Annotated in this window: 20 protein-coding genes; 11 read left to right on the top strand and 9 right to left on the bottom strand. The window is 69.2% G+C overall.

Annotation, left to right across the window (positions count from 1 at the left end; translation table 11 throughout):
* From hpaE to JWP60_RS07550, 8 genes are all read left to right on the top strand, one after another.
* Positions 1-1149 (top strand): 5-carboxymethyl-2-hydroxymuconate semialdehyde dehydrogenase (hpaE, locus tag JWP60_RS07515; RefSeq protein ID WP_299788614.1); only part of this gene is annotated, 1149 nt, incomplete at its 5' end.
* A gap of 80 nt (positions 1150-1229) precedes the next feature.
* Complete coding sequence (locus tag JWP60_RS07520; RefSeq protein ID WP_299788617.1) at positions 1230-1457, top strand: hypothetical protein; 228 nt, start codon at positions 1230-1232, stop codon at positions 1455-1457.
* A 9-nt stretch (positions 1458-1466) separates the two neighbouring features.
* Complete coding sequence (hpaD, locus tag JWP60_RS07525) at positions 1467-2393, top strand: 3,4-dihydroxyphenylacetate 2,3-dioxygenase (RefSeq protein ID WP_299788620.1); 927 nt, start codon at positions 1467-1469, stop codon at positions 2391-2393.
* Between the two features lie 26 nt (positions 2394-2419).
* Positions 2420-2824, top strand: coding sequence for a 5-carboxymethyl-2-hydroxymuconate Delta-isomerase (locus JWP60_RS07530; protein WP_299788623.1), 405 nt, complete (start codon positions 2420-2422; stop codon positions 2822-2824).
* Between the two features lie 108 nt (positions 2825-2932).
* Positions 2933-3733 carry a 2-oxo-hept-4-ene-1,7-dioate hydratase gene (gene hpaH / locus JWP60_RS07535; protein WP_299788627.1) on the top strand — a complete coding sequence of 267 codons (801 nt, stop codon included), beginning with the start codon at positions 2933-2935 and terminating at the stop codon, positions 3731-3733.
* 11 nt (positions 3734-3744) lie between these two features.
* Positions 3745-4560, top strand: coding sequence for an HpcH/HpaI aldolase/citrate lyase family protein (locus JWP60_RS07540; RefSeq protein ID WP_299788630.1), 816 nt, complete (start codon positions 3745-3747; stop codon positions 4558-4560).
* Between the two features lie 10 nt (positions 4561-4570).
* On the top strand, positions 4571-5353 hold the full coding sequence (locus tag JWP60_RS07545) for a class II aldolase/adducin family protein (RefSeq protein WP_299788633.1): 783 nt from the start codon (positions 4571-4573) through the stop codon (positions 5351-5353).
* A 7-nt stretch (positions 5354-5360) separates the two neighbouring features.
* Positions 5361-6335 carry a 2-dehydropantoate 2-reductase gene (locus tag JWP60_RS07550; RefSeq protein WP_299788636.1) on the top strand — a complete coding sequence of 325 codons (975 nt, stop codon included), beginning with the start codon at positions 5361-5363 and terminating at the stop codon, positions 6333-6335.
* Between the two features lie 89 nt (positions 6336-6424).
* Here JWP60_RS07550 and alr read toward each other — a convergent pair whose 3' ends face one another.
* Positions 6425-7519: an alanine racemase gene (gene alr, locus JWP60_RS07555; protein WP_299788639.1), complete on the bottom strand. Its 1095-nt coding sequence runs from the start codon at positions 7517-7519 to the stop codon at positions 6425-6427.
* A gap of 119 nt (positions 7520-7638) precedes the next feature.
* Here alr and lplT point away from each other — a divergent pair, with 119 nt between their 5' ends.
* The 3 genes from lplT to JWP60_RS07570 are packed head-to-tail and all read left to right on the top strand — an operon-like array spanning position 7639 to position 10331.
* On the top strand, positions 7639-8922 hold the full coding sequence (lplT, locus tag JWP60_RS07560) for a lysophospholipid transporter LplT (protein WP_299788642.1): 1284 nt from the start codon (positions 7639-7641) through the stop codon (positions 8920-8922).
* Entirely contained in the window at positions 8915-9805 is an 891-nt protein-coding gene (locus tag JWP60_RS07565; RefSeq protein WP_299788645.1) for a DMT family transporter, read from the top strand. The genes lplT and JWP60_RS07565 overlap by 8 nt, the downstream gene beginning before the upstream one ends.
* A 40-nt stretch (positions 9806-9845) precedes the next feature.
* Positions 9846-10331, top strand: a complete 486-nt coding sequence (locus JWP60_RS07570) for a glutathione peroxidase (RefSeq protein ID WP_299788647.1) — start codon at positions 9846-9848, stop codon at positions 10329-10331.
* Between the two features lie 4 nt (positions 10332-10335).
* Here JWP60_RS07570 and JWP60_RS07575 read toward each other — a convergent pair whose 3' ends face one another.
* The 8 genes from JWP60_RS07575 to JWP60_RS07610 all read right to left on the bottom strand — a co-directional run bounded on the left by JWP60_RS07575 (position 10336) and on the right by JWP60_RS07610 (position 21678).
* The gene (locus tag JWP60_RS07575) at positions 10336-14574 is read right to left on the bottom strand and encodes an ATP-binding protein (protein WP_299788650.1); all 4239 of its coding nucleotides are present in this window, start codon (positions 14572-14574) and stop codon (positions 10336-10338) included.
* Between the two features lie 77 nt (positions 14575-14651).
* The gene (glcF, locus tag JWP60_RS07580; RefSeq protein ID WP_299788653.1) at positions 14652-15878 is read right to left on the bottom strand and encodes a glycolate oxidase subunit GlcF; all 1227 of its coding nucleotides are present in this window, start codon (positions 15876-15878) and stop codon (positions 14652-14654) included.
* On the bottom strand, positions 15878-16966 hold the full coding sequence (gene glcE / locus JWP60_RS07585) for a glycolate oxidase subunit GlcE (protein ID WP_299788656.1): 1089 nt from the start codon (positions 16964-16966) through the stop codon (positions 15878-15880). Before glcE ends, glcF begins: the two co-directional genes overlap by 1 nt.
* A 63-nt stretch (positions 16967-17029) precedes the next feature.
* A complete protein-coding gene (locus JWP60_RS07590; protein WP_299788659.1) occupies positions 17030-17953 on the bottom strand; it encodes an SMP-30/gluconolactonase/LRE family protein in 924 nt (307 codons plus the stop codon).
* Positions 17950-18798 (bottom strand): aldose 1-epimerase, encoded by an 849-nt coding sequence (locus JWP60_RS07595; RefSeq protein WP_299788662.1) that lies wholly within the window; start codon positions 18796-18798, stop codon positions 17950-17952. Before JWP60_RS07595 ends, JWP60_RS07590 begins: the two co-directional genes overlap by 4 nt.
* Before the next feature lie 160 nt (positions 18799-18958).
* Positions 18959-20518, bottom strand: a complete 1560-nt coding sequence (gene amt / locus JWP60_RS07600; RefSeq protein WP_299788665.1) for an ammonium transporter — start codon at positions 20516-20518, stop codon at positions 18959-18961.
* Between the two features lie 31 nt (positions 20519-20549).
* Entirely contained in the window at positions 20550-20888 is a 339-nt protein-coding gene (gene glnK / locus JWP60_RS07605) for a P-II family nitrogen regulator (protein WP_299788668.1), read from the bottom strand.
* Between the two features lie 25 nt (positions 20889-20913).
* Positions 20914-21678, bottom strand: a complete 765-nt coding sequence (locus JWP60_RS07610) for a TorF family putative porin (protein ID WP_299788671.1) — start codon at positions 21676-21678, stop codon at positions 20914-20916.
* Positions 21679-21874: the final 196 nt, after the last annotated feature.

The following is a 21874-nucleotide window of genomic DNA, read 5'->3' on the forward strand; positions in this document are numbered from 1 at the left end:
GACAACTTCTATTACTTCGCCGAGATGTGCGTGCGGGTCGATGGCCACAGCTACCCGACCGAAACGCACCTGAACTACACGCTGTTCCATCCGGTCGGCGTCTGCGCGCTGATCTCGCCCTGGAACGTGCCGTTCATGACGGCGACCTGGAAGGTCGCGCCCTGCCTCGCCTTCGGCAACACCGCGGTGCTGAAGATGAGCGAGCTGTCGCCGATGAGCGCGGCGCGGCTGGGGGAACTGGCACTGGAAGCGGGCATTCCGGCAGGCGTACTGAACCTGGTGCACGGCTACGGCAAGCAGGCCGGCGAGCCGCTGGTGCGGCATCCGGACGTGCGTGCGATCTCGTTCACCGGCTCGACGGCCACCGGCAACCGCATCGTCAAGGAAGCCGGCCTGAAGAAGTTCAGCATGGAGCTGGGCGGCAAGTCGCCGTTCGTGATCTTCGAGGACGCCGACCTGGACCGGGCGCTCGACGCCGCGGTGTTCATGATCTTCTCCAACAACGGCGAGCGCTGCACGGCCGGCAGCCGCATCCTGGTGCAGCAGTCGATCTACGCGGACTTCGTGCAGAAGTTCGTGGCCCGCGCCAGGCGCATCACCGTCGGCGACCCGCTGGACGAGAAGACCATCGTCGGCCCGATGATCTCGCAGGCCCACCTCGCGAAAGTCCGCAGCTATATCGAGCTGGGACCGAAGGAAGGCGCCACCCTGCTGTGCGGCGGCCTCGATGCGCCGCCGCTGCCCGACCGCGTCAGGAAGGGCAACTACGTGCTGCCGACCGTGTTCGCCGATGTCGACAACCGCATGAAGATCGCGCAGGACGAGATCTTCGGGCCAGTCGCGTGCCTGATCCCGTTCGAGGACGAAGCCGATGCTGTTCGCATCGCCAACGACATCCAGTACGGGCTGTCTTCGTACGTCTGGACCGAGAACATCGGCAAGGCGCACCGCGTGGCGGCCGCGGTCGAGGCCGGCATGTGCTTCGTCAACTCGCAGAACGTGCGCGACCTGCGCCAGCCCTTCGGCGGCACCAAGGCCTCGGGCACCGGGCGCGAGGGGGGCACCTGGAGCTACGAGGTGTTCCTGGAGCCGAAGAATATTGCCGTCTCCTTGGGCGACCACCCTATCCCGCATTGGGGGTCGGCGTGAACGCCGCTCCCCAAGCGGGCGTCATGGGCTCCCCCCTTACCAACCCGCCCCGCGCGGGGAGGGCGTTCAGCCGTCGTACCGTGGTCGCAAGCCTGACCGCACTGCCGTTCGCATCGCTCGCGCAGCCGGCATGGCCCACGCGCCCGCTGCGCGTCCCACTGGTGTCGCCCGCGGTGCTGGAGGCTTTTCGCACCGGCGGCATCGCGTCGCGCTCCGGCACGCCGGCGCAGTTCGCCGACTTCATGCGCCTGGAGATCGCACGCTATGCGGAAGTGATCCAGCGCGTGCACATCAGCGTGGAAGGCTGAGGAGGAGGCATGGGACGACTCGCCCTGGCGGCCAAGATCACGCACGTGCCTTCGATGTATCTGAGCGAGTTGCCGGGGGCGCGGCACGGCTCGCGCCAGGACGCGATCGATGGTCATGTCGAGATCGGCCGGCGCTGCCGCCAAGCGGGCGTGGACACCATCGTGGTGTTCGACACGCACTGGCTGGTCAATGCCAATTACCACGTGAATTGCGGCGCCCATTTCAAGGGCCTGTACACCAGCAACGAGCTGCCGCACTTCATCAGCAACATGGCCTACGAGTTCCCCGGCAACCCGGAGCTCGGCAAGGTGCTGGCGGAGGTCTGCAACGACTGGGGCGTGGAGACGCTGGCGCACGCCCGCACGACGCTGGCGCCGGAGTACGGCACGCTGGTGCCCATGCGCTACATGAACACCGACCAGCAGTTCAAGGTGGTGTCGGTGTCGGCGCTGTGCCAGGCGCATTACCTCAATGACAGCGCGCGCCTGGGTTGGGCGATGCGGCGGGCGGTGGAGGATCACTACGACGGCACGGTGGCTTTCTTCGCCAGCGGATCGCTGTCGCATCGCTTCGCGCAGAACGGGCTGGCGCCGGAGTACGGCTTCAGGATCTGGAGCCCCTTCCTGGAGCAACTGGATCGCGAGGTGATCCGCATGTGGCAGGCCGGCGAGTGGCCGCAGTTCTGCGGCATGCTGCCGGAGTACGCGGCCAAGGGTCATGGCGAGGGCTTCATGCACGACACGGCGATGCTGCTCGGCGCGCTGGGCTGGTCGGAGTACACGGGCCACGCGGAAGTGGTCACGCCTTATTTCGGCGCCTCGGGCACCGGGCAGATCAACGCCGTGTTCCCGGTCACCGCCGTGAGCGGCGACGCGATTCCGCGCGCGCAGGCCTCATCGGCCGAGGGCTACACGAACGTGAATCAGCGCCTCTGAAAATCCGAACCTGACCCCAATGAGATATGCCCCACTGCGTCATCCTCTACACGCCCAATCTCGAAGCGAAGACCGACGTCGGGCGCTTGTGCCGCACGCTGGCGGACGAGATGCTTGCGATCCTGGACGAAGGCGGCAAGCAGGTGTTTCCCACCGGCGGCACGCGCGTGCTGGCGTATCCGGCGGCGCATTACGCGGTGGCGGACGGCAAGGGGGATTACGGCTTCCTGTACGTCAACGTGCGCATGGGCGCGGGGCGCAGCGAGGCCGTGAAGAAGAACGCGGGCGACCGCCTGCTGGCCCGCGTGAAGGAGCACTTCGCGCCCATCTTCCAGCAGGAGCTGGTGGGGATCACGGTGCAGATCGACGAGAGCCCCGGGCAGGTGTACGACGGCAAGCACAGCACGCTGCATCCTCTCTTCAACAGATAACCATGTCATTGCGGGCTTGACCCGCAATCCACGAGGGCGCGCAAACCGGCGCCGCGTGGATCCCGGGTCAAGCCCGGGATGACATCCTTCTCCTTTGCTTCCAACCTCATGTTCGACCCGCAAACCATCCAGCGACTCGCCCTCGAACTGAACGAAAGCGAGCAATCGCGCCGGCAGGTCGAGCACTTCTCCAAGCGCCATCCCGGCATGACGATCGAGGACGGCTACGCCGTGTCGCGCGCCTGGGTGCAGATGAAGATCGCGCAAGGACGCAAGGTGCGCGGCCACAAGATCGGCCTGACCTCGCGCGCGATGCAGATCTCCAGCCAGATCGACGAGCCGGACTACGGAACGCTGCTCGACGACATGTTCTTCGAACCCGGCGACATCCCCATCGGACGCTTCATCGCCCCGCGCGTGGAGGTGGAGCTGGCCTTCATCCTCAAGCGCACGCTCGAGGGCGACCAGGTCGACATCGAGGACGTGCTCGCCGCCACCGACTACGTGCAGCCCGCCATCGAGATCATCGACGCGCGCATCGAGCAGTTCGACCGCCATAGCAAGGCGATGCGCAAGGTGTACGACACGATCAGCGACAACGCCGCCAATGCGGGCATTATCCTGGGCGGCCGCAAGGTGAAGCCGACCGAGGTGGACCTGCCCTGGGTCGGCGCCATCCTGCGGCAGAACGGCGTCGTCGAAGAGACGGGCCTGGCCGCGGGCGTGCAGGGACACCCCGCCGTCGGCGTGGCCTGGCTTGCGCGCAAACTCGCTCCCTGGGGCGAGCGGCTGGAAGCCGGTGAGGTCGTGCTGGCCGGCTCCTTCACCCGGCCCGCCGTCGCGAAGCAGGGCGACGTGTTCGACGCCGACTACGGCCCGCTGGGCCGCTTCACTTTCACATTCATCTGAGGGGACACATCATGCAGACGCCGATCAATCCGTTCAAGAAGGCCCTGGCCGAGAAGCGCACGCAATACGGGCTGTGGCACAGCCTGCTCGGCCCGCTGAACACCGAGATCTGCGCAGCCGCCGGCTACGACTGGCTGCTGCTCGATGGCGAGCACACGCCCAACGATCCGCTGAATGCGCTGCAGCAGGGTCAGATCGTCGCTGGCTACCCGGCCACGCATGCCATCGCGCGCATTCCCATGGGCCACGGCTACATCGGCCAGTCCCTCATCAAGCAATATCTCGACGTGGGCATCCAGACCCTGCTGGTGCCGATGGTGGACACGCCGGAACAGGCCCGCGAGCTGGTGCGCTGCATGCGCTATCCGCCCCACGGCATCCGCGGCATGGCCGCCACGCGCGCGTCCGGCTGGGGCCGCAATGCGGCCTATGCGAAGGAAGCCAACGAGCAGGTCTGCCTGCTGGTGCAGGTGGAGACGCGCGAAGGCATGCGCAACCTCGACGCGATCGCCGCCACCGAGGGGGTGGACGGCGTCTTCATCGGCCCGTCCGACCTGTCGGCAGCGTTCGGCCACGTTGGCGATCCCTGGCATCCCGAGATGCAGGAGATGATCGCCGATGCCTTCCGCCGGATCCAGGCGGCGGGGAAAGCCGTCGGCATCCTCACGCTGGACGAGACGCTGGCGAAGCAGCACGTGGAGATGGGTGCGACCTTCATTGCGGTGGGCACCGACAGCAACCTGATGGTCAAGGCCACCAGCGGCCTGCTGGCCAGGTTCAAGGGCAGTGCCCCCGCTGCGCAGGCCGCCAAGCCGCAGAACTACTAGGAGGCCGACCATGAACGCCGTCCTGCAGCCCCGCGCGCGGGGCATGCACCCTGACGAATGGGCTGCGCGCGTGCAGCTGGCCGCCGCCTACCGCATCTTCGACCTGCTGGGCTGGGCGGAGATGATCTACAACCACATCACGGTGCGGCTGCCGGACAGCGTGACCGGTGGCGACAAGCAGTTCCTGATCAATCCCTTCGGCCTGCACTACTCCGAAGTGACGGCCAGCAACCTGCTGAAGATCGACCTCGCCGGCAACAAGCTCGATCCAGGCAATCCCTGGCCGGTGAACCCCGCGGGCTTCACCATCCACGCAGCGATCCACGACCACTTGCCGGACGCCCATTGCGTGATGCACACGCACACCACCAACGGCCTGGCCGTGGCCTGCACCGAGGGCGGGCTGGCGCAGAACAACTTCTATTCGGCGCAGCTCGATGGCCTGGTGGCATATCACGACTTCGAGGGCATCACCATCCACGCCGACGAAGCGCCGCGCCTGCTGGCCAGCCTGGGCGACAAGCCGCTGATGATCCTGCGCAACCACGGCCTGCTGGCCTGCGGCGCCACGCTGGCGCTGACCTTCGTGCGCCTGTGGACGCTGCAGCGCGCGTGCGACGTGCAGGTGACGCAGGCCCCGCTGGGTCGCGCGATCGCGATTCCCCAGGCGGTGGCGAAGAAGACGACGCACGACTCCTTCCAGTTCGACCAGCGCTTCGGCGCCGGGCAGGATGTGTTCGATGCGATGACGCGGCTGATGGAGCAGCGCTGCGGCACCGGCTACCAGGCATGAGGACGGCATGAAGGTCTGCATCTACGGCGCCGGCGCGATCGGCGGCTGGCTCGGCGTGAAGCTCGCGCGGGCGGGCTGTGCAGTGAGCGTGGTGGCGCGCGGCGCAACCTTGCAGGCCTTGCAGGCGCACGGGCTGCGGCTGCAGGAAGGCAGCGAGACCGGGTCGTGCCGCGTGCAGGCCAGTGCCGCGCCCGCGGACCTGGGCGTGCAGGACCTGGTGATCGTGGCGGTCAAGGCGCCGGCGATGGCCGACGTGGCCAAGAACATCCGGCCGCTGCTCGGGCCCGACACCGTGGTACTGACGGCCATGAACGGCGTGCCCTGGTGGTTCTTCCACGGCTTCGGCGGCAAGCTCGCGGGCACGCGCCTGCAGGCGGTGGACCCGGACGGCGCGATCGGGGAGGCGATCCCCGCCAGGCACATCATCGGCTGCGTCGTGCACGCGAGCTGCGCGCTGCGCGAGCCGGGCTTCGTGCAGCACCACTTCGGCAACAAGCTGATCGTGGGCGAGCCTTCGGGTGGGACGACACAGCGGGTGCAGGACCTCGTCGCCCTGTTTGCGAATGCGGGCTTCGAGACCATGCTGTCCGAGCAGATCCAGAAGGATGCCTGGTACAAGCTGTGGGGCAACATGACGGTCAATCCGGTGAGCGCCATGACCGGCGCCACCACCGACCTGATCCTCAACGACGACCTGGTCCGCGGCTTCATCTCCGCGGTGATGCTGGAGGCGCGCGAAATCGGCGCCCGCGTCGGCATCCCTATCGCGCAGCAACCCGAGGACAGGCACCAGGTCACGCGCAAGCTGGGCGCCTTCAAGACCTCGATGCTGCAGGACGTGGAAGCGGGCAAGCCGGTGGAGATCGACGCGCTGGTGACGGTGGTCAAGGAGATGGGCGAGATGACCGGCGTGGCCACGCCTTTTACCGATGCGTTGCTGGGGCTGGCGCGGCTGCACGCGCGGGTGCACGGCCTGTACTGATCGCCCCGGGCTTGCACCGCAGGCAGGTGCATCGGCAGTCGGCGCGACGTTCTACCGGAAACAGCCTGGGCGGCCCAGGCTCCCGGCCCTCAATCCACCGCCACCGGCACCCGCAACGCCAGCGCGCACATCAGCTCATAGCCCAGCGTGCCCCCGCTCTTCGCCACTTCATCGATCGGCAGCACCGCGCCATTGCCCGCGTGCCCCCACAGGGTCACTTCGCTGCCCAGGCCGGCCTGCGGCACCGGCGTGAGGTCGACCGCGATCATGTCCATGCTGACCCGCCCGACCAGGCGGGTGCGCACGCCCTCCACCAGCACGGGCGTGCCGGTCGTGCAGTGGCGCGGATAGCCGTCGGCGTAGCCGCAGGCGACGACGCCGATCCGCACCGGCGCATCGGCCGTGAAGCTGGAGCCGTAGCCGACCGTGTCGCCCGGCTGCAGCGTCTGCACGCCGATCACCCGGCTGGCCAGCGTCATGGTCGGCTGCAATTGCCAGTGGGCGATGTCGTGCTCGGGAAAATCCGGCGCGCTGCCGTAGACCGCGATGCCGGGGCGGATCCAGTCGCCGCGCACCTGCGGGTCGGCCGCATGGCGCAGCGTGGCCGCGCTGTTGGCGAGCGAACGCTCTCCGGGCAGGTCGCGCGTGGTCTCTTCGAAGACGTGCAGCTGGTGGGCGATGCCGCGCGGGCCGTCGGCATCGCTGAAGTGCGTCATCAGCGAGATCTCGTCCACCTGCGGCAGCGCGTCCAGCCGCGACCAGGCGGCGCGCAGGCGCTGCGGGGTGAAGCCGAGGCGGTTCATGCCCGAGTTCATCTTCAGGAAGACGCGGTGCGGCACCTGCGTCTTGTGCGCGGCCAGCCAGTCGATCTGGGCGTCGCAGTGCACCGCGTGCCACAGGCCGAGCCGCGAGCACAGCTCCAGGTCCCGCGGTTCGAACACGCCTTCCAGCAGCAGGATGGGGCCGCGCCAGCCCAGCGCGCGCACGCGCTCGGCCTCCAGCAGGTCGAGCAGCGCAAAGCCGTCGGCACCGCGCAGCGCCTCGAACACCCGTTCGATGCCGTGCCCGTAGGCGTTCGCCTTGACGACGGCCCAGACCCTGGCATCGGGCGCGGCGGCGCGCATGCGGGCAAGATTGTGGCGCAGGGCTTCGCCGTGGATGGTGGCCTGGATGGGACGTGGCATGGTGGCGCTGGGCTCTCAGCTGTCATTTTGTCATTACACAGCGTGATATAACCCCGTGTCGCTTGGAGACAGCAGAAATACGAAGGGCCCCACTGCATGGTCGGCCCCTACTCGCACGCATGAAGCGCGGCTTCTACACCATCATGGCGGCGCAGTTCTTTTCGTCGCTAGCCGACAACGCGCTGTTCATTGCCGCCGTGGAACTGCTCAAGTCCGCACACGCCCCGGCCTGGCAGGCCGCTGCATTGGTGCCGATGTTTGCGCTGTTCTACGTCGTGCTCGCGCCCTTCGTGGGCGCCTTCGCCGACGCTCGGCCCAAGGGCTACGTCATGTTCCTCAGCAACGCCATCAAGGTGGTGGGCTGCCTGATGATGCTGCTCGGCGCTCATCCGCTGTTGTCGTATGCGGTCGTCGGCCTGGGGGCTGCGGCGTACTCGCCGGCCAAGTACGGCATCCTCACCGAGCTGCTGCCCTCCTCCCAACTGGTCAAGGCCAACGGCTGGATCGAGGGCCTGACCATCGGCTCGATCATTCTGGGCATCCTGCTCGGTGGCCAGCTCGTGGGCCGCGCGCTGTCCACGCGCATGCTGGCGCTCGACTTCCCGCTGATCGACACCGGCATCGACACGCCCCCCGAGGCCGCCATCTTCGTGCTGATCTTCATCTACGCGCTGGCCGCGTGGTTCAACACGCGCATTCCACACACCGATGTCGAGATGCGGCCGATCCCCGCCAACGTGCTGGAGCTGGTGCCCGACTTCTGGAGCTGCAACGGCCGCCTCTGGCGCGACCGCCTGGGGCAGATCTCGCTGGCCACCACCACCTTGTTCTGGGGCGTGAGCGGCAACCTGCGCTACATCATCCTGGCGTGGAGCGCCGCCGCCCTGGGCTACAGCACGACGCAGGCTTCGTCGCTCAGCGGCGTGGTCGCCCTGGGCACCGCCAGCGGCGCCATCCTCGCATCGGTCAAGATGCGGCTCGACCGCGCCACCAGCGTGATGCCCCTGGGCATCGCCATGGGCGTGCTCGTGATCTGCATGAACTTCATCACCAACGTCTGGGTGGCCGCGCCCTTCCTGATCCTGCTGGGCGCGCTGGGCGGCTACCTCGTGGTGCCCATGAACGCGCTGCTGCAGCACCGCGGCCACAACCTGATGGGCGCAGGCCGCTCGATCGCCGTGCAGAACTTCAACGAGCAGGCGTGCATCCTCGGCCTGGGCGCCTTCTACAGCCTGTCGGCCGGCATGGGGCTCTCGGCCTTCGGCGCGATCACGGCCTTCGGCCTGGTGGTCGCCGGGATGATGTGGATGATCCAGCGCTGGCATGCCAACAACTGCATCCGGCACAAGGACGAGGTCGACCACCTGCTGGAGATCGCCCGCCACGACAACGCCCATGGCTGATGCGGGCGGCCGGCTGGCGCCCGTGGCGGCGCTGGCCCTGAATTCCCTGGTATGGGGTCTTTCCTGGTGGCCGCTGCGCGTGCTGCACGAGGCCGGCGTTCATCCGCTGTGGTCGACGGCGCTGATCTACGCGCTGGTGTTTGGCGCGTTCAGCCTCCTGCGCCCGGCCGCGCTGCGCGAGCTGCTGCGCACCCGCGGGCTGTGGCTGCTGGCCGCCGCGGCCGGGCTCACCAACGTCGGCTTCAATTGGGCGGTCACCATCGGCGACGTCGTCCGCGTGGTGCTGCTGTTCTACCTGATGCCGGCCTGGGCCTTGCTGTTGGCGTGGGCCGTGCTGGGCGACAAGCCGACCGGTGCCGGACTGGGACGTCTGCTGCTGGCGCTGGCCGGTGTGGCGACGGTGCTGGGCACCGCCGGCAGCGGCCTGCCCTTGCCGCGCACGATGGCCGAATGGCTCGCGCTGGCCGCCGGCTTTGCCTTCGCGCTCACCAACGTGCTGCTGCGCCGGCTGCACGCCGCCTCGGCCAGCGCGCGGGTGCTGGCGATGTTCGGGGGCGGCCTGGTGATGGCCGGCGGCGTCGCCTTCGTGGGATCGCTGCAGGGCACGCTGCCGCCACTGCCGCCGCTCGCCGCCAGCAACTGGCTGGTGGCCCTGCTGCTGGCCGCTGGCTTCCTCGCGGCCAACCTGCTGCTGCAATTCGGCGCCTCGCGGCTGCCGTCGCACACCACGGCGCTGATCATGCTGTCCGAGGTGCTGGTGGCGAGCCTCTCCTCGGTGGCGCTCGGCGCCGCGCAATTGACCCTGCGCACGCTGGCCGGCGGGCTGCTGATCGTGCTGGCCGCGGCCTGGTCGGCCTGGCCGCGGCGCACGCCGGCTTACTGACGGTACTGACAGCTGCGCAAGCGCGGGCCAGAATGCGCCCATGAGCAGCATCTACGAGTTCGAAGCGCAGCAGATCGACGGCGCGCCCGTGTCGCTCGCGCAGTTCCGCGGCAAGCCCCTGCTGATCGTCAACACGGCCAGCGCCTGCGGCTTCACGCCGCAGTTCGCGGGCCTGCAGGAACTGCATCGCGACTACGGCGCTCGCGGCCTCGTCGTGCTGGGGTTTCCGTGCAACCAGTTCGGCTCGCAGGACCCGGGCAGCAACGCCGAGATCGCCGGCTTCTGCCAGAAGAACTACGGCGTGAGCTTCCCGATGATGCAGAAGATCGAGGTCAACGGCAGCAACGCGCATCCGCTGTACCGCTGGCTGACCAGCGAAGCCCCCGGCCTGCTCGGCTCGAAGGCGATCAAGTGGAACTTCACCAAGTTCCTGGTGGGCAAGGACGGCCGCGTGATCCGCCGCTATGCACCGCAGGACGCGCCGGCCAAGCTGGCCAAGGACATCGAGGCGGCGCTCGCCGCCTGAGCCCCTATTCGGCCGGCGCCACTGCGTCGCGCTGCGCGGCCACGGCGGACAGCAGTTCCTGCAGGGCGGCCACATCCACCGGCTTGACCAGGTGGTGATCGAAGCCTGCCTCCTGCCCCTTGCGCCGGTCGTTCTCCTGGCCCCAGCCGGTCAGCGCGATCAGCGCGCCGCGCCAGTGCGGATGGCGTTGCCGCAGCGCCCGCGCCACCTGGTAGCCGTCCATGCCGGGCATGCCGATGTCCAGCAGCACCGCCTCCGGCGCGAAACTCTCGAACAGCGCCAGCGCGCCCTCGCCTTCGTGCGCCACGCGGGCCTGCGCACCCAGCAGGTCGAGCAGCATGCGCAAGGTGTCGGCGGCATCCTGGTTGTCGTCCACCACCAGCACGCGCAGCGCCGGCATGCCGCCGCCTTCCTCGCGCTGTGGCAGCGGTGCCTCCAGCGCCGCGCCGAGCGGCAGGTCGAGCGAGAAAGTGGAGCCCTTGCCCGGTCCGGGGCTGCGTCCCTGCAGCGTGCCGCCATGCATCTCGACCAGCCGCCGCGCCAGTGCCAGGCCGATGCCCAGGCCCTGCGAGCGCTCGCCGCGCACGAACATCTCGAACAGCTGCGCCGCCCGCTCCTCGGCAAAGCCGATGCCGCTGTCCTGCACCGACACGCGCACCCGGTCCCCCTCGACCCGCAGGTCGACGCCGATGCGGCCGCCGCGATCCGTGTAGCGGCTCGCGTTGTTCAGGAGGTTGGACAGCACTTGCGCCAGCCGCGCCGCATCGCCCTGCAGCCAGAGCTCGCCCTCGGGCAGGGCGACGTCCAGCCGGTGGCCGTACTCGCGGATCAGCGGCTCGCTGGTCTCGACGGCGTGCCGCACGACGGCCTTGAGCTCGATCCGCTCGTGACGCAGCGCCAGCGTGCCGCGGTTGATGCGCGCGACCTCCAGCAGGTCGTCCACCAGGCGCACCAGCTGGTTCACCTGGCGCTCCATCATCTCCAGGATCTCCCGGTCCGCCTGCGGCGTCTTCAGCCGCAGCAGGTGCAGGCCGTTGCGCAGCGGCGCGAGCGGGTTGCGCAACTCGTGCGACAGCGTGGCGATGAATTCGTCCTTGCGCCGATCGGCTTCCTGCAGCTGGTCGATCAGGCGCAGTCGCTGCGTGTGCAACCGCGCGTTGTCGATCGAGACCGCCGCCTGCGCCGCGATGCCGACCACGATGCGCTCAGCCGCCTCGGTGAAGATCCCGACCGCCGAGTGGCCGAAGAACAGTCCGCCCAGCACCTCGCCCGAATGCGCGACCACCGGCACGGCCAGGTAGCTGCGCACCGGCAGGTGGCCCTCGGGCATGCCGTGGTGCGGCGCGTTGTGGCCGTAGCGCGGATCGCGCGTGATGTCGTCGACCCGCACCGGCGCAGCGCCGGCAAAGGTGGGGCCGAACACCGCGGTGTTGCGCGGCATGCCGAAGGCGGCAAAGCGCTCGCGCGGCGCGCCTGACAAGGTGTAGAGCGTGTACGACTCGCCCTGCGCGTCCACCACGTTGTAGAAGAACGCACCGAACTCCGCGGCACTGAGATGGGTCGCCACGTCCGTCACCGCCTGCACGATGCGCTGCAGGTCCGATTCCGCCGCCAGCACCAGCCCCACCTGGTTCAGCTTCTCGAACCGCCGCGCCTGTTCCTGCACCCGCAGTTCCGCCAGCTTGCGCTCGGTGACGTCCTGCACCACGGCGATGAAGCCGCTCCAGGCACCGTGCGCGTCCACCTGCGGGAGGTAGGTGCAATGCATCCAGCGCCCGCCCTGCGCCGGATAGGGAATGAGGGCATCGAACTCCTGGCGCTCGCCGGCAAGCGCCGCCTCGATGTGCGGACGCAGCATCGCGTGCGCCGCCTCGCCCAGCACCTCGACCATCGTGCGGCCGATCATCCGCGCCGTCGGCATGCCGACCTTCGCGGCATAAGGCTCGTTGACGAAACGGTAGCGCCCCTCGCGGTCGAAGTGCAGCAGCAGCACCGGCGCGTTGTCGGTCACCATGCGCAGTTGCTGCTCGCGCAATTGCACCTCGCGGGCGGCGGCGCGGCGCAGCTGGGCGATCTCGATGCGGGCGGCCACCCGCGCCAGCAGTTCCCGGGCCGCGAACGGTTTCTCCAGGTAGTCGTCGGCGCCGGCATCGATGCCGTCGATGCGAGCCCCCTCGCCGGCCCGCGCGGACAGCAGCACGATCGGCACCTGCGCGGTCGCCGGGTCGTGCCGCAACCGGCGCACCAGCTCCAGGCCGTCGAGGCCCGGCATCATCACGTCGCTCAGCACCAGGTCGGCGCCGCGCGCCTGCACGGCCTGCAAGGCAAGCAGGCCGTCGGCGACCGCCTCGACCTCGTAGTTGCCGGCCAGCAGCGCGCGGATGTATTCGCGCATGTCGGCGTTGTCGTCGGCCAGCACGATGCGCGGCCGCACGCCCGGCTCGGTCTGCGGCGCCGGCGCCGGGGCGGCCGGCGGCAGCCAGCGCAGCGCTTCGTCCACGTAGGCCGCCGCGCCGGTCGCGGTGCTGGCCAGGTCGGATGGGGCGCCTACGCGCTGCGCATCGAGATGCGCATGGCCGGCGGGGATGGTGACCGTGAAGCAGCTGCCCTCGCCCTCGCGGCTTGCCACCGTGACCCGGCCGCCATGCAGCCGCGCCAGTTCGTCGACCAGGGCCAGGCCGATGCCCGAGCCCTCGTGCGTGCGGCTGCGCGCGCCCTCGACGCGACGAAAGCGCTCGAAGATCCGCGGCAGTTCGGCGGCCGGAATGCCCACGCCGGTATCGCGCACGGTCAGTGCGAAGACGCCATCGCGTTCGTGCAGGCCCACCGCCACCTCGCCCTCGAAGGTGAACTTGAAGGCGTTCGACAACAGGTTCAGGACGATCTTTTCCCACAGGTCGCGATCGACATAGGCCAGCGAGCCGGCGGGCGGCGTGTCGACCACCAGGCGCAAGCCGGCCTTTTCCATCGCCGAGCGGAAGCCGCTGGCCAGTTCGGCGGTGCAGGCGGCAAGGTCCGTGGGAACGTAGCTGGCTTGCGCGCGCCCGGCCTCGATGCGTGCAAAATCCAGCAGCGTGTTCACCAGCTTGTGCAGGCGCGCGCTGCTGCGACAGGCCATCTCGAGCCGGCCCCGCTGCACCGCGTCCAGCGGTCGCGCCGGATCGTTCAAGGCATCCTCGAGCGGGCCCATCAGCAGCGTCAGCGGCGTGCGCAGCTCGTGGCTCACATTGCTGAAGAAAGCCGTCTTGGCGCGATCGAGTTCGGCCAGCATCTCGGCGCGGCGGTGCTCGTCCTCGGTGCGCCGCGCGCTATCGAGGGCGGCCGTGACGTTGGCCCCCACCATGGCCAGGAAGTCGCGGTAATCGGCATCGACGTGCCGCCGTGGACTGACGCCGCAGACCAGCCAGCCATGACCCGCCTCGCCAGTGGCCGAGAGTGGCACGATCACCAGTTCGCGGATCGCCTCGGGCCAGGGGCCGGCATGCAGCGGCCCGCCCGCGGCGAGCGCATCGCCGGCCAGCACCGTCAGTTCGCGCACACGCGGCCACGCCGGTTGCGCGGCCGGCAGCGCGGCTGCATCGTCCAGGCCCGTGTGCGCCACCAGCGTCACGCCCTCGCCGGCCGCCGGCGCGTACAGCAGCGCGAAGGGCAGGTCGTGCGCATTGCCGGCCAGCACGGTGGCCACCTGGCGAAAGGCGGCGGGCACGGTCTGCGCCTCGGCGGCGATGCGCCCCAGGTCGCGCAAAGTGCGCAGGCGCCGTTCGCCGATCACCCGCCCGGTCTTCTCGCTGACGATGCAGAACACGCCGCCGACCTGGCCGGACTCGTCGCGCACCGGGTCATAGGAGACGTCGAAGTAGGTCTCTTCCAGGTAGCCGTGGCGCTCCATGAAGAAGGGCAGGTCCTGCGCCCAGAAGGCCTCGCCGGTGTGGCGCACGCCGTCGAACAGTTCCTTCAGGCCGGCGCGCCACAGCTCGTCCCAGGCTTCGCGGATCGGCCGCCCCAGCGCACCCGGGTGCTTGGCGCCGAACACCGGCCGGTAGGCGTCGTTGTAGAGCGTGACGAGGTCCGGCCCCCAGAACAGGGAGATCTGCGCCTTCGACGGCAGCAGGATGCTCACGGCGCTGCGCAAGCTCTGCGGCCATTGCGCGATCGCTCCCAGCGGGGTGGCAGACCAGTCGAAGGCGCGGATGCGCTCTCCCATCTCGCCGCCACCGGCAAGGAAATGCTGGCCCGATGTCATGCTGTGATTGGCCCTCAGACGCCTGGACCGCTGTTTTACACCACGGTCGCGGCGACGGGCGGTCGGGCAGACCCGCGTCAGCCGGCGAGGGCGGCGTCCAGCACTTCGATCCAGTGGCGCACCGGCGTCGCCGTGCCGCTTTGCAGGTGCTGGATGCAGCCGATGTTGGCCGAAAGAATCGCCTGCGGTTGCAACGCGCCGAGGTGGCCGAGCTTGCGGTCGCGCAAGGTGTGCGCGATGTCGGGATGCAGCATCGAATAGGTCCCCGCGGAGCCGCAGCACAGGTGTGCCTCGTTCAGCGCCACGCGCAGCTCGAAGCCGAGCGCCGCCATGCCCTGCTCGACACCGCCGCGCAGCTTCTGGCCGTGCTGCAGCGTGCAGGGCGGGTGATAGGCGAACAGGCCCGGAGCCGGCCGCACCTTGTCCTTCAGCGCGGGAACCAGGTCCGGCAGCAGTTCGCTCAGGTCGCGCGTCAGCCCCCCGATGCGTTCGGCCTTTTCCGCATAGGCGGCATCGTTCTGCAGGTAGTGGCCGTACTCGCGCACGGTCACGCCGCAGCCGGAGGCGTTCATCACGATCGCCTCGACCTCGCCGCGCTCGACGTAGGGCCACCAGGCATCGATGTTGTGCCGCATCTGCGCGCGGCCGCCGTCCTGGTCGTTCAGGTGGAACTTGAGCGCGCCGCAGCAGCCCGCTTCGGCCGCAAGCAGCGTCTCGATGCCGGCCGCGTCGAGCACGCGCGCAGTCGCGGTGTTGATGTTGGGCATCATCGCCGGCTGCACGCAGCCGGCCAGCATCAGCACCTTGCGGCCGTGCGTGGCAGTGGGCCAGCGACCGGCCGCATGCGACTGGGGCACCTTGTCTTTCAGCCGCTGCGGCAACAGGCCGCGCACCGCTTGCCCGAGCTTCATCGCCGGGCCGAAGGCGGGCGAAGTGAGGCCGGCGCCCAGCGACCAGCGCAGGGCCTTCGAGGGCGCGCCGCGCGGCACCTTGCGGTCGACGATGGCGCGGCCGATGTCCACCAGCCGGCCGTAGTCGACGCCGCTCGGGCAGGTGGTCTCGCAGTTGCGGCAGGTGAGGCAGCGGTCCAGGTGCAGCTGCGTCTTGCGCGTGGGCTGCTCGCCTTCGAGCACCTGCTTCATCAGGTAGATGCGGCCGCGCGGTCCGTCGAGTTCGTCGCCGAGCACCTGGTAGGTCGGGCAGGTCGCGGTGCAAAAGCCGCAGTGCACGCACTTGCGCAGGATGGCTTCGGCCTCGGCGCCTTCCGCCGTACCCTGGAATTCCGGGGAGAGATGGGTCTGCATCAGAAATGCGGGTAGAGCCGGCCGCGGTTGAAGATGCCCGCGGGATCGAACTGCTGCTTCAATTGTTCGTGGATGGTCGCCAGCGCGGGCGCCAGCGGCGTCATGCGGTGCTGCGCATCGCTGCGCCCGGTGCGAAAGAGCGTGGCGTGGCCGCCGGCGCGCAGGGCCGCTGCGCGAATGCGCTGGCCCTCTTGCGGCGCGCAGCGCACCCAGCGTTGGCCGCCGTGCCATTCGACCAGGGGCGTCTCGGGCAGATCGAGCACGGGCGCCGTCTGCGGCACCGACAGCCGCCACAAGTCCTGCCCGGCACGTGCCTCGAACCAGGCGCTGCGCTGCTCGCGCAAGGCGTTCCATTCGGCGGCGGCGCCGGCGTGGTCCAGGCGTTCGCCGCCCAGCGAGCGGCAGGCGGAATCGACCGCCGCCACCGCGCCGCGCAGGCGCAGGGACAGGGTGCCGGCGCCCTCTTCCTCGCGCCAGCAACTGGCGTTCAGGGGCAGCGGCTGGCCGCCCCAGGCGTTCAGGCGCTGCAGCGCCTCGGCCTGGGGGAGCCGGAACCGCAGGGTCGCCTCGGCGGGCGGCACCGGCAACACCTTGAGACTCAGTTCGGTGATCAGGCCGAGCGTGCCCATGGCCCCGGCCATCAGGCGCGAGACGTCGTAGCCGGCCACGTTCTTCATCACGGTGCCGCCGAACACGAGTTCCTCGCCGCGGCCGTTGACCAGGTTGATGCCCAGCACGTAGTCGCGCACCGCACCGACGCTGGCGCGCGCAGGGCCCGAGAGGCCGGCCGCCACCATGCCGCCAACGGTTGCGGAGTCACCGAAATGCGGTGGCTCGAAGGGCAGCGACTGGCCGCGTTCGGCCAGCGCCTGCTCCAGTTGCGCCAGCGGTGTGCCGGCGCGCACGGTCACCACCAGCTCGCTCGGTTCGTAGCTGACGATGCCGGCGAGCCCGCGCGTCTCCAGCAGCTCGCCCTCCAGTCGCTCGCCGTAGAAATCCTTGCTGCCGCCGCCCCGAATGCGCAGGGGCGTGCCTTGCGCAGCGGCGGCGCGTATGCGTTCGACCAGGTCGGCCAGGGCGGAATCCATCGGCTGATGTTACCGGGCAGGCGGCCGGCAGCGCCGCCGGCCCCTGCCCGATATTTTTTCGGCTCAATCGATGAAGAAATTCGCCGGCAGGCCGGGCACGTCCACCCGCGCCGCGAACACGCAGCCCGAATGCGGGAAGCTCTGCAGCTCCTGCGCGGGTCGTTCGTGCGAAGCGGTGGTGACGTACAAGGTGCGCAGGTCCGCGCCGCCAAAGCACGGCATCGTGGGGCAGCGCGCGGGCAGCGGGAACTCCGCCGCGATCTCCCCGGCCGGCGAGATCCGCAGCAATCGCGCGCCCTCGAACATCGCGCACCAGTAGTGGCCTTCGGCATCCACCGCCGCACCATCGGGCCGGCCGCCGTAGCCGGCAGCGCCCGGTTTCCAGCCTTCCGGCTTGCCAGGGAACTCGCGGAACACACGGTGCTGCCGCATGGCATTGGCGGGCGGCTCGAAATCCCAGGCGTAGATCGCATTTTGCCGGGTGTCGCTCCAGTACACGGTGTGGCCGTCGGGAGACCAGGCGAGTCCGTTGGCGGTGCTGGCGTTGGTCGCCTTGAGCTGCACCAGCGGCTTGCCGCCATTGCCGTTGTCCGGGCGGCAGTCGACGGAATACAGGTCCGCCTTGCGGGCGTCCTTGGGCTCGTAGATGGTGCCGGCCCAGAAGCGGCCGACCGGGTCGGCCTTGCCGTCGTTGAAGCGCATGGTCTTGCCATGGCGAAAGCGCACGATGGGCTCCAGCAGACCACCCCAGGTGCGCGCGCGATAGATGCCGTCGCGCAAGGCCAGCACCAGGCCACCGGTGGCCGCCGGCGCGATGCAACCGGGCTCCTGATCGAGCTGCCACTGCTCGCGCGCACCCTTGGCGGGGTCCCAGCGCTGCACCCGCATGCCGGGTATGTCGACCCAGTACAGGCGCTGCTCCCGCGGGTGCCAGAACGGCGATTCGCCCAGTTGATCGGGCTGCGTGACCGCGAGCTCCCACTTCATGCTGTCCCCTCCACGGTCAGGCGCAGTTGCGCCATCAACGATTCGCCCGGCTGCAGGAGCGCCAGCCCCAGTTCGGCGGCGGCGGCACCGGCGGCATAGAGATGCACCGCGTTCGGCACATGGCTCACAGGGGCAACGGTGAAGCCGTCGGCTTCCATGCCCACGACCAGCCGCGTCAGCTCGGATTCCAGGCGCAGGTGCACGCTGTCGTCCTGCACGTGCGCGACGCCGTCCCAGCCGTCGAAGCATGCGTCGGTCGGGAGCGATGCGGCGTCCGCCTGCAAGCCGGTGGCCGGGGTACGGCGCAGGGGCAGGCAGTCGGCGTCGAACTCCCACTGCGCGCCGGCATGAAATGCGATGCGACTGCCGGGACGCTGCGCGAACGACGGCCGCCAGCCCAGTCCGGCGGGGGCCGGTCGCCCGGACTGGTTCGTGAGGGCGAGCGTCAGCTCCAGCCCGTGATCGTCGAGGCGCAGCGTGTGCGAGCAATCGAAGGCGAAGGGCCAGGCGCTGTCGGCACGATGTTCGTAGGCGAGCATGGCACTGGCCGCGTCCTGCTCCAGCACGGTCCATGGCCGCTGCCAGGCGACGCCGTGGATCGCGTGCGGCGGGTCGCCGCCGTGGCGCACCTGCGGCAGTTGCGTGCCTTGCCAGAGCACGCTCGCATGGCCGACGCGGTTGGAGAAAGGCACCAGTGCCAGGCAGCCGGCGAGCCGGGCCGAGGTGAGCTGCGCGGCCGGCGTGGAGCGCAGCAGCGGGACCTCGTCACGCCAGAAGCCGGCCACGGCCCCACCCAATGCGGGATGAAGCTCGCAACGGAATCGGCCGGCGCGCAGTTCGATCATCGGGCATGTCTCCTTGCCGCCCGCATTGTGCATGGCCTCACGGCCGAGCGCTCGCACAAAAAAGAGGCCCGCCGAAGCGGGCCCAACATCCAAAGGAGATCTTGCTTGTTGCGCCGGCGCAGCGCGGCGTGCCTGCCTCGCGCGCCGCTTGCCTCCGAAATCAGCGGTTGTAGGCGGTCTCGCCGTGACTGCTGATGTCCAGGCCTTCGCGCTCGTCCTCTTCGGACACACGCAGGCCGATCACCAGGTCGACGATCTTGTAGGCCACGAAGGCGACGACGCCGGACCAGACGATGGTCGTCAGCACGCCCTGGAACTGGATCCAGACCTGGCCGCCGATCGAGTAGTCCGGGCTCACCTTGTTGGCCACGTAGTCATAGATGCCGGTGCCGCCCAGGGACGGCGAGCAGAACACGCCGGTGAGCAGCGCACCCAGGATCCCGCCGACGCCGTGGACGCCGAACACATCCAGCGCATCGTCGGCACCGAGCAGGCGCTTGAGGCCGTTGACACCCCACAGGCAGATCACGCCGGCCAGCAGGCCGATGACGATGGCGCCCATCACGCCGACGAAGCCGCAGGCGGGAGTGATGGCCACCAGGCCGGCGACGGCGCCGGACGCAGCGCCCAGCATCGAGGCCTTGCCCTTGGACAGCGCCTCACCGGCGATCCACGACAGCGTGGCGGCAGCGGTGGCGAACAGCGTGTTGGCGAAGGCCAGGCCGGCGGTGCCGGTGGCTTCCAGGTTGGAGCCGGCGTTGAAGCCGAACCAGCCCACCCACAGCAGCGCGGCGCCGACCATGGTCAGGGTCAGGCTGTGCGGCGTGAGGGATTCCTTGCCGTAGCCGATGCGCTTGCCCACCACGTAGGCACCCACCAGGCCGGCGACACCGGCGTTGATGTGCACCACGGTGCCGCCCGCGAAGTCCAGTGCGCCCTTGGCCCACAGCCAGCCACCGTTGGCGGTCACGGTCTCGAGCGTCTTGGCATCGGTGATGCCGTCCGGGCCGTCCCAGTACCACACCATGTGGGCGATCGGCAGGTAGGCGAAGGTGAACCAGATCGCGCAGAACAGCAGCACCGCGGAGAACTTGATGCGTTCGGCGAAGGAGCCGACGATCAGCGCGCAGGTGATGGCCGCGAAGGTCGCCTGGAAGGTCATGAAGGAGAATTCCGGGATCACCACGCCCTTGCTGAAGGTGGCGGCGACGGAGTCCGGCGTGATCCCCGAGAGGAAGATCTTGCTGAAGCCGCCCATGAACGGGTTGCCCGCCGTGAACGCCACGCTGTAGCCGTAGACGGCCCACAGGATGTAGATCATGCAGGTGACCACCATGACCTGCATCAGCACCGACAGCATGTTCTTGCTGCGGACCAGGCCGCCGTAGAACAGCGCCAGGCCGGGCACGGTCATCATCAGGACCAGCAGCGTGGCCACCGTCATCCATGCCGTGTCACCCTTGTTGGGGACGGGCGCGGGTGCGGCGGTGGCTGCCGTGGCTTGCGCAGCGGCGGTGGCCGCCGCCGGACCCGCGGCCTTGCCGGCGTCCGCCGCGGGAGCGGCTGCCGGAGCGGTGGCGGTTGCCGCAGCGGGAGCGGCAGCTGCCGCCTCCGTGCTGGCCGCGGGTGCGGCCGGCGTTGCAGGTGTCTGCGCAAGCGCGGCGCTTGCGCCGGCCAGCAGTCCCAGGGCAAGCCCCAGGGAAGCGAGAAGTTTCCTCATGTCAGTGCTCTCTTGGTGGGGATTGAAATGCTTAGAGCGCTTCCTTGCCGGTCTCGCCGGTCCGGATGCGGACGACTTGCTCCAGGTCGTACACGAAGATCTTTCCGTCGCCGATCTTGCCGGTGCGCGCGGAGCCTTCGACGGCTTCGATCACCCGCTCGACGAGGTCGTCGGACACCGCCGCTTCGATCTTCACCTTGGGCAGGAAGTCGACGACGTATTCGGCGCCGCGATAGAGCTCGGTGTGGCCCTTCTGCCGGCCGAAGCCCTTGACCTCGGTGACGGTGATGCCCTGCACGCCGATGCTCGAGAGGGACTCGCGCACTTCGTCGAGCTTGAAGGGTTTGATGATGGCGGTGACGAGTTTCATGGCTTGCTCCTTGGACGGGCGGAAATCAGAAGGTGTACTTGACGCCCGCGACCAGACCGGCGCGACCCAGGTCCTTGCCGCTCGGGGACGGATAGGCCAGCGGGTTGGTCTTGGCGTTGGTGTCGACGTAGGCGAGCGAGGCGCTCAGGCCGTTGCCGAAGTCCTTGCCGAGGGTGAGCGACCAGTCGGTGTACGAGAAGAAGCTGTTGTTCTCGATGCTCTGGTGGCCGATGTGCGGTGCCAGCGTGAGCCCGTACCAGGGCAGCTCGAAGCTGGCGCTCAGGTCGACGTAGTCGCTGCCGCTGCTGTTGGCGAAGCCGAAGATGTTGGTGACCGCATGCGACCACTTCAGCGAGCCCGGGCCCCAGCTGCCGGCGATGTACAGCTCGGTGGTGTCGGCGTTCACCGCCAGCCGGTTGCTCGGGTAGTAGTAGCGCAGCGCACCGACGTCGATGCCCACGCCGGAGAACGTGGTCTTGTAGCCGCCGTACAGGTCGATCTCGACGTTGGAGTCGCCGCCCGCATCCTTGATCCACTGGATCGTCGAGGCCCACGTGCCGACGTAGAAACCGCTCTTGTGCGCGAAATCGATGCCGCCCTGCAGCGCCGGATTGAGCCGGCTTTGCGAGATGCCGCGATACCGGTAGTCCGTGACCGCGCCGACGTTGAAGGCCAGGGTGTAGTCCGGCTCCGGAGCGGCAGCCGCCGCCGCGGGGGCAGCGGTCTGGGCCGTCGCCATGCCGGAGGCAGCGAGGGCGGACAGCAGGACGGCAAGTTTCAAGTTCGGCATCGGTGTTTTCTCCGTTCGGTTTTCGTGAAAGTCCCTGCAGCACAGCATCTTTAGCAGGACGCGTGCCATCCACTACTGACAGGGGAAGCAGCGTCCGCGCCCCGGGGGCAAGCGCCGTTGAACACCTGAACCCGCGCCCATGCCCCGGCATGGCACCAAGACGGTGCCACACAGGGGCTGTCACGCGCACCAGGGT

The organism is Ramlibacter sp. (assembly GCF_028291745.1).
In the GTDB taxonomy this organism is placed as follows: Bacteria; Pseudomonadota; Gammaproteobacteria; order Burkholderiales; family Burkholderiaceae_C; genus Ramlibacter.